This is a genomic window from Methylobacterium crusticola, from assembly GCF_003574465.1.
Classification (GTDB): Bacteria; Pseudomonadota; Alphaproteobacteria; order Rhizobiales; family Beijerinckiaceae; genus Methylobacterium; species Methylobacterium crusticola.
Map to the genome: position 1 here is coordinate 1 of NZ_QOWC01000302.1, position 6969 is coordinate 6969.

A 6969-nucleotide genomic window follows, 5' to 3' on the forward strand; every position below is an offset into this window, starting at 1 on the left:
ACCTTCGAGGCCGCCTTCCGGGACGTGCCGGCGCCGGATCCGGCGGTGCTGGCGCGGCTCGCCCGGCAGGGCGAGTTCGGCCGCCCGGTCTGGGACTACCTCGCCGGCGCGGTCTCGGCCGGGCGCGTGGGCCGCGGGCGGGCGGAGGCCGCGCGCCGCGCCCCGACCCTCGCGGCGGTCGCGGCGCGCTACGGCGTGCCGGGGCCGGTCCTGCTCGCGTTCTGGGGCATGGAATCGGATTTCGGCACGGCGGCCGGCACGGTCCCGACCGTGCGGGCCCTCGCCACCCTGGCGCAGGCGCGCCACCGCGGCGACCTGTTCCGCGACGAGCTCGTCGCCGCCCTCGAGATCCTCCAGCACCACGACGTCGCGCCCGAGGCGATGCGCGGCTCCTGGGCCGGCGCCATGGGGCAGACGCAGTTCCTGCCCTCGGCCTACCTGCGCGCCGCGGTCGATTTCGACGGCGACGGACGGCGGGACATCTGGACCTCGGTCCCGGATTCCCTCGCCTCCATCGCGAGCTTCCTGCGCCAGGCGGGCTGGCAGCCGGGGCTGCCCTGGGGCGTCGAGGTGCGGCTGCCGCCGGACCTCGACCTCGCGCGCCACCGGGCGCCGTTCGCCGATTTCGCCGGCCGGGGCGTGCGCCGGGCCGACGGCACCGCCCTGCCGGAGACCGGCGAGGCCAGCCTGTTCCTGCCCGGCGGGCTCGGCGGGCCGGCCTTCCTCATCACCGACAACTTCGAGGCGATCCGGGCCTACAACACCTCCGACGCCTACGCGCTCGCGGTGGGCCACCTCGCCGACCGCATCGACGGCGCCGCACCCCTGTCGGCGCCCTGGCCCACGGGGGCGCCCCGCCTCGACCAGGGCGGCCTCGCGGACCTCCAGCGGGCGCTCGCCGCCCGCGCGCTCTACGGCGGGTCGCTCGACGGGCGGGCGGGTCCCAGGCTGCGCGAGGCGGTCCGCCGCTACCAGATCGGCGCCGGGCTGCCGGCGGACGGCTACGCGACGCCGGCGCTGCTGCGGCACATCGCCGGGACGCCGTGAGGGCGGCTCACGACTCGCCCTGGGCGTCCTCGTCCGCCACCGCGTCGTCCTCCCGGCCCGGGACGGCGTACCGGCCCGTGAACCAGCGCTGGAGGTCGACGTCGGCGCAGCGCTTCGAGCAGAACGGCCGGAACGCGGCCTGCACCGGCTTGCCGCAGATCGCGCAGGGCGCGGCGGCCCGCGCGGGCGTGGTGTCGTCGGTCGTCACGTCGCCCTCCCGAGAGCATCGTCGTGGTGGGGAAGACCGGCCCGCCGCGGGCGGAGCGCCCGCGTCTCGCGGCCCGGAGTCACGCGGTCATACGGCATCGCGCCAGGCGGCGCGCACCGGGAACCCCTCGCCGTCGAGGAGCGCCACGGTCTCGTACAGGGGCAGGCCGACGACGGCGCTGTAGGACCCGACCAGCTTGACCACGAAGCTCCCGGCGAGCCCCTGGATGGCGTAGCCCCCGGCCTTGCCGCGCCACTCGCCGCTGGCGAGGTAGCTCTCGATCTCGCGCGCCGAGAGGCGCTTGAAGCGCACGCGGGTCTCGACCAGGCGCTCGCGCGGGCGGTCCTTGGGGCCGGCGACGCAGACCGCGGTGTAGACCCGGTGCGTGCGGCCGGACAGCAGGCGCATGCAGGCCGCGGCCTCGTCCGTGACCTCGGCCTTGGGCAGGATCCGGCGCCCGACCGCCACCACGGTGTCGGCCGCCACCACGTAGGCCTGCTGCAGCTCCGCGCCGCTGCGGGCCGCCGCCACGGCGATGTCGAGCTTGGCCCGCGCCAGCCGGCGCACGAGCTCGCGCGGCTTCTCCGATTTCAGCGGCGTCTCGTCGAGGTCCGCCGGCAGCAGGGCGTCCGGCTCGAGCCCTGCCTGCTGGAGCAGGGCGAGGCGCCGCGGCGAGCCCGAAGCGAGGACGAGCCTGGGCCGCGCGTCCAGCGGGGTCGGAGGAGTCTCGGTCATGGTGCGCCGTGCCTGAGGAGAGACGGGGCCGCGCCCCACCGCGCTCGCGACGGAGCCCGGAGCGGACGGCCCGCGAGACCGCCCGATGCCCTATCTGGCCGCCCGCGTCCAGCAGGCCCGCCGGGCCCCGGCGCTCCGGCGCGCCCCTCGCGCCGCGCGCGCGACGATCGTGACGCGGGCGCTCCCGGGGGAGCCGGGTCCGTCGCTCGCGGGCGCCGGCGCGCCCTCTCCGATTGCGGCTGCAACACCTTGGCGGCGCTCCGACACGGTGGTGCAACGGCCGCGCCGCCATGATCGGCCCTCGATCCAGGAGAGACAAGCGCGAGGAGAGACCGCGATGACGAGCCGGACCGATCCCACACGCCGCGCGCCCGCGCTCGATCCCGATCCCGCGCGGACGCGGCGCCCCCCGGCCGTGCCCCGGCATCCGTGGGCCGCCTGCCGGCCGCGGGGCGGCGGCCTCCGGCGTGCCCTCGCCGCCCTGGCCTGGGCGGCCACGGCGGCCTGTGCCCTGGTCGCCGGGGGGTGGCCGGCCGCCGCCGCGGAGGTCGCGAGCCTGCTCGAGCCCCGCGCCGCCCCCTTCCCGGCCACGGCGCCGCACACCGCCGCCTCGGGCCGGACCCTGCCGCCGATGGGCTCGGGCAGCCCGGCGGATCCGGGGCGGACGCCGGAGGTCCGGAAGGAGCACGCGCAGGCGCAGCGGATCATCGACCGCCTCTGCCGGGGCTGCGACTGACGCCCCCCGAGCACTGCCGGGGCCGCACCGCCGGCGGCGCCGCCCCCGTGCGGGCGCCGGCGCCTCCCGGGGCCGGAACACCGACAGCCGACCGGGCCGTGCTCGCCGACTCCCGGCAGCGGGCCGGTCTGCGCCGCCGCGCGGTCGCGGCTCGCGGGCGCCGCGACCGTCGGGGCGCTCCTCCTCGCCCGCGGAGCGTGGAGCGAGGCGCTCGGCGGCTGCCTGGCGGCGATGCTCGTCCTCGAGGGCGCGGTGTCGCTCCGCGGCCTCGGACCCGCCCGTCCGGGACCCGACCGGACCCGGGTCCGACCGGACCTCGGTCGCGCGGGGGCTCGGCGGCATGATGATGGCCGGGCCGGTCGTCGCGGCGGATCGCGACCGGCGGCGTCCCGCGGACGGCGTGGTGCCGGGAGCCCGGTGCCCGTCGCCGGCGGATCGCGCCGGCGCCCCGTGAGGCCCGTCATCCGCCGGCCCGGACCGGGAGTGCGGGGCGCGCCAGGGCGCGCGCGAGCGCCGTCGCGACCTCGGTCGCGATCAGGGGCCACTGCACCACCTCCTGGATGCCGGCCGCCGCCATGACGCCCATGTCGACGGCGTTGGCGGAGGTGGCCGCGAGGACGACGGGCAGGCGGGGCGCGGCCCGGTGCACGCCGGCCGCGAACGCGACCAGGGGCGCGGGCGGCCCGGAATGACGCACCACGATCGCGGCGAAGCGCTCGGGCGCGGCCCGGCAGGCCGCGAGCGCCGGCTCCATCCCGGCGAAGCCCACCGGCTCGTAGCCGAGCGCCGCCAGCACCTCCTCGTCCCGCAGGAGCGGCTGGCGGTGCGGGTTGATCACCAGGAGCGTCTGCCCGCGCCCGAGGGGAAGCGCGGGCTCGCCGGTGCCCGACGCCTCGCCCGAGCCCGCCGCGCAGGGGAGCCAGACGTCGAAGCGGCTGCCGGCGCCCGGGCGGCTCGCGACCTCGATCGTGCCGCCGTGCTCGCGCACGATCTCCCGCACCGTGGCGAGGCCGAGCCCGTTGCCCGCGGGACGGGTGGTGAAGAAGGGCTCGAAGATCCGGTCGCGGGTGGCCTCGTCCATGCCGTGCCCCGCGTCGCGCACGGCGATCCGGACGTAGCACCCCGGGGGCAGCCCGGCGGGGGCGGGCGCGAGGCCGGGGCCGGCGCGGCGGAGCCCGGTGTCGATCTCGACGCGGCCGACCCCGTCCATGGCCTGCGCGGCGTTGCTGCAGAGGTTCAGGACGACCTGCTGGAGCTGGGCCGGCTCGCCCGAGACCAGGATCTCCCCGGGCGCGTCGTGGAGCACGAGGTCGACGGTCGCCGGCAGCGACGCCCGCAGCAGGGAGATCGCCTCCGCCAGGAGGGCCTGCACCCGGACGGGATGCCGGCGGGCGTCGCGGCGGCGGCCGAAGGTGAGGATCTGGTCGATGAGGTCGCGGGCGCGCTCGCCCGCCCGCCGGATCTCGCCGAGGTACTGGGTGATCCGGCTGCCGGCCGCGGCCTGCGTCTCGGCCATCTCGGCGTAGCCGAGGATCGCCCCCACGATGTTGTTGAAGTTGTGGGCGATGCCGCTCGTGAGGGCACCCACCGTCTCCATGCGCCGGGCTTGCTGGAGACGGGCCTCGAGCTGCGCCCGGTCCCGCTCCAGCAGGGTCCGGCCGACGGCGTTCGCCAGGACGTCGAACGCCATGCGCAGGAGGCCGAGCTCGTCGCGCCGCACGCCGAGGCGCGACCGCGTGCCGTCGAAGCCCAGGATCCCGACCGCCCCCTCGTTCGTCGTGCGCGTGACGCAGGCCCAGCCGCGGATCCCGGCCTGCGCCAGAGCCAGGGTCCCGGGGCCGGCGGGGAGCCGGTCGAGGGCGGGCAGGTGCACGAGGCCGTCCTCGCCCAGCGCGCCCTCCGCCGCGAGGGCGAGGGCGCGCTCCGGCCAGCCCGGCGGCAGGATCTCGGGGTCGCGCGCCCAGGAGTAGACCGAGGCCTCGCGGTCGGCGAGGACGAAGTAGGCCCGGTCCGCCCCGACGAGGGCGGCCAGGGCCGCGAGGGCCTCCTCGATGCGCAGGCCGACCTCGTGGGCGGGCGCGTTGATGAAGCGCATCGAGACGCCCGCGATGGCGTGCTCGAGGGCCGCGCGCCGCCGCAGCGCCCGGGCGCGCGAGCGCAGGCGGAACCCGAGATGCACGAGGGCCGCCACGAGGACGACGGAGGTCGCGTAGAGCAGGAGGCGGGAGCGGCGCGCCGTCTCCCGCGAGGCGCTCTGGTGCGCGAGCACCATCGCCCGCAGGGCGTTCTCCTGCCGCTCGCTCGGGACCGCGAGCAGCGCCCGCAGCAGGCCGTCGAGGCTCGGCAGGAGCCGGTGGAGCAGCCTGCCGTGGGCGAGCAGGGCCTGGACGGCGGCGTCGTCCCGGGCGCCGGGCTGCGCCGCGAGGCCGCGCAGGCGGTCCTCGACCTCGCGGGCCGAGGAGGACGAGGTGTCGAGCGTGAGGCGCAGCATCGCCGCCGCGAGGTCGCTCAGCGCGGGCAGGACCCTGGCGTCGTCGGCCTGCCTCAGGCGCGCGCTGAACAGGCCGAAATACGCGAGCGAGTTCTGCAGCAGCGCGTTCTCGGTCTTGAACCGCTCGACCAGCGCGTCCTGCCGGGCGACGGAGGCCGCGAGCGCGTCGATGGCCGCCGCGCTGCGCACGCCGTCCTGGGCGACTTCGCGCATCTGCGCGACCACCCCGTGCAGGGCGGCGATCTCCCCGACCAGGGGATCGTAGTTGCGCAAGAGGCCGGCCCGGGCGGTGAGGACGTCGCGCTGGAGCGCGCTCTGGACCGCGGTGAAGCGGTCGAGCCCCTGGAGGGCGCGGTCGTAGATCTCCGCGTCGGCGTTGACGGCGCGGAACGAGAGCCAGGTCAGGAGCAGCAGGAGGAGCGGCACCGCGACCGCGAAGGCGGACCCGATCGTCACCGAGGCGACCCGCAGGGAGGCGAGCCGGCCCGTCGCCCCCTCCGGGAACCCGGCCCTCACGGGGGATCCGGCGGCGCCGGGACGACGGGCCGGCCCTGGTAGCGGCCCGTCAGCGTTCCCAGGAACGCCACCAGCCGGTCGATCTGCTCGTCCCCCAAGGTCTGGTTGAGCTGGGCCGCCCCCATCCGGCGCACGGCCTCGCGGAGCGTCGGGGCGCTGCCGTCGTGGAAGTAGGGCGGGGTCGCCGCGACGTTGCGCAGGCTCGGCACGCGCAGGACCTCCGGCTTCTCGGCCGCGAGGGGATGGAAGATGCCGTGGCGCTGCAGGAGGTTGCTGCCGACGTTGGCGCCCTGGTGGCAGGAGACGCAGCCCAGCGCCTTGAAGTCCCGGTAGCCCTGCCGCTCCTCGGCCGTGAGGGCGCCGGCATCCCCGCGGAGCCAGCGGTCGAAGCGGCCGTCCGGCGTGAGCAGCGAGCGCTCGTAGGTCGCGAGGGCGCCGACGAGCGCCGCCCGGTCGGGATCGCGGCCGAAGGCGCCCCGGAACTGCCGCGACAGCGCCGCGTCGGCCCGCAGCCGGTCGACGACGTCGCCGATGCGGGCGCCCAGGGCGGTGCGGCTCTCGATCGAGCTCGCGGCCTGCTCCTCGAGGGTCCGGAACTGCCCCTCCCAGCTCAGGCGGTAGCTCAGGGCCGCGTTGAAGACCGAGATCGTGTTGAAGGGGGATGCCGTGCCGTCGAGGGCCGGGCTCCTGCGCCGGGCATCCGCCCCGTTGGTGCGCGGGTCGTGGCAGGTGGCGCAGGACCGGGACCCGTCGGCCGACAGGCGCGTGTCCGTGAAGAGGCGCTCGCCGAGGGCCAGCACCGCGGGGTCGGCGGCGGGCGGCAGCGGCACCGGGGTGATCGGCTCCTGGTCGGGCACGGCCATCGGCACCGGCCCCGGGAGATCGGGCGCCGGCTCGGCCGCCCCCGCGAGGAGGAGGGCCGCGCAGGCCGCGGCCAGGCGGCGGAGCCGGCCCGGCCGGGCGCCCGGCCCGCCTCCCCCCGTCCCGCATCGATCGGCTGCGCCCATCACCGCGCTCTCTCATCCCGGCGGTTCGCGGCCCGCTTCACGGGCGCCGCCGTGCGCGCCCCCGTCCGCATCCCCCCGGGCCTCCCCGCGCACCGGCTCCGCGGCGGGCCGGAGCAGGTCGGGGCGATGGCTGGCGCCGGCGAGGACGAGGCCCGTGGCGAGGTCCCGGCCGAGCGCCCGCAGCACGGCGGCGGCGGCGTCGCAGCCGCGGTCGAGGCCGTGGCCGAGG

Annotated in this window: 7 protein-coding genes; 2 read left to right on the plus strand and 5 right to left on the minus strand. The window is 78.0% G+C overall.

What is annotated here, in order from left to right; genetic code table 11:
• A partial coding sequence (locus tag DT057_RS33310) for a lytic murein transglycosylase (protein WP_162501592.1) occupies positions 1–1047 on the plus strand: 1047 nt, incomplete at its 5' end.
• A gap of 7 nt (positions 1048–1054) precedes the next feature.
• On the opposite strand, the gene yacG is transcribed toward DT057_RS33310, so the two are convergent.
• Positions 1055–1255 carry a DNA gyrase inhibitor YacG gene (yacG, locus tag DT057_RS33315; RefSeq protein ID WP_128566307.1) on the minus strand — a complete coding sequence of 67 codons (201 nt, stop codon included), beginning with the start codon at positions 1253–1255 and terminating at the stop codon, positions 1055–1057.
• Between the two features lie 87 nt (positions 1256–1342).
• Positions 1343–1990: a Maf-like protein gene (locus DT057_RS33320; RefSeq protein WP_128566308.1), complete on the minus strand. Its 648-nt coding sequence runs from the start codon at positions 1988–1990 to the stop codon at positions 1343–1345.
• Between the two features lie 337 nt (positions 1991–2327).
• Here DT057_RS33320 and DT057_RS33325 point away from each other — a divergent pair, with 337 nt between their 5' ends.
• A complete protein-coding gene (locus DT057_RS33325) occupies positions 2328–2726 on the plus strand; it encodes a hypothetical protein (protein WP_128566309.1) in 399 nt (132 codons plus the stop codon).
• A gap of 460 nt (positions 2727–3186) precedes the next feature.
• Here DT057_RS33325 and DT057_RS33330 read toward each other — a convergent pair whose 3' ends face one another.
• The 3 genes from DT057_RS33330 to DT057_RS35785 form a co-directional block, all read right to left on the minus strand.
• Positions 3187–5733: a two-component system VirA-like sensor kinase gene (locus tag DT057_RS33330; protein WP_238314310.1), complete on the minus strand. Its 2547-nt coding sequence runs from the start codon at positions 5731–5733 to the stop codon at positions 3187–3189.
• On the minus strand, positions 5730–6740 hold the full coding sequence (locus DT057_RS33335; RefSeq protein WP_238314308.1) for a cytochrome-c peroxidase: 1011 nt from the start codon (positions 6738–6740) through the stop codon (positions 5730–5732). The genes DT057_RS33330 and DT057_RS33335 overlap by 4 nt, the downstream gene beginning before the upstream one ends.
• A gap of 12 nt (positions 6741–6752) precedes the next feature.
• Positions 6753–6969 (minus strand): hypothetical protein (locus DT057_RS35785; protein WP_162501593.1); only part of this gene is annotated, 217 nt, incomplete at its 5' end.

Bases quoted from the DNA above. Each gene is read 5' to 3' on its own strand.
- DT057_RS33335 (WP_238314308.1), bottom strand. From the start codon at position 6,740: ATGGGCGCAGCCGATCGATGCGGGACGGGGGGAGGCGGGCCGGGCGCC.
- DT057_RS33320 (WP_128566308.1), bottom strand. From the start codon at position 1,990: ATGACCGAGACTCCTCCGACCCCGCTGGACGCGCGGCCCAGGCTCGTC.
- DT057_RS33325 (WP_128566309.1), top strand. From the start codon at position 2,328: ATGACGAGCCGGACCGATCCCACACGCCGCGCGCCCGCGCTCGATCCC.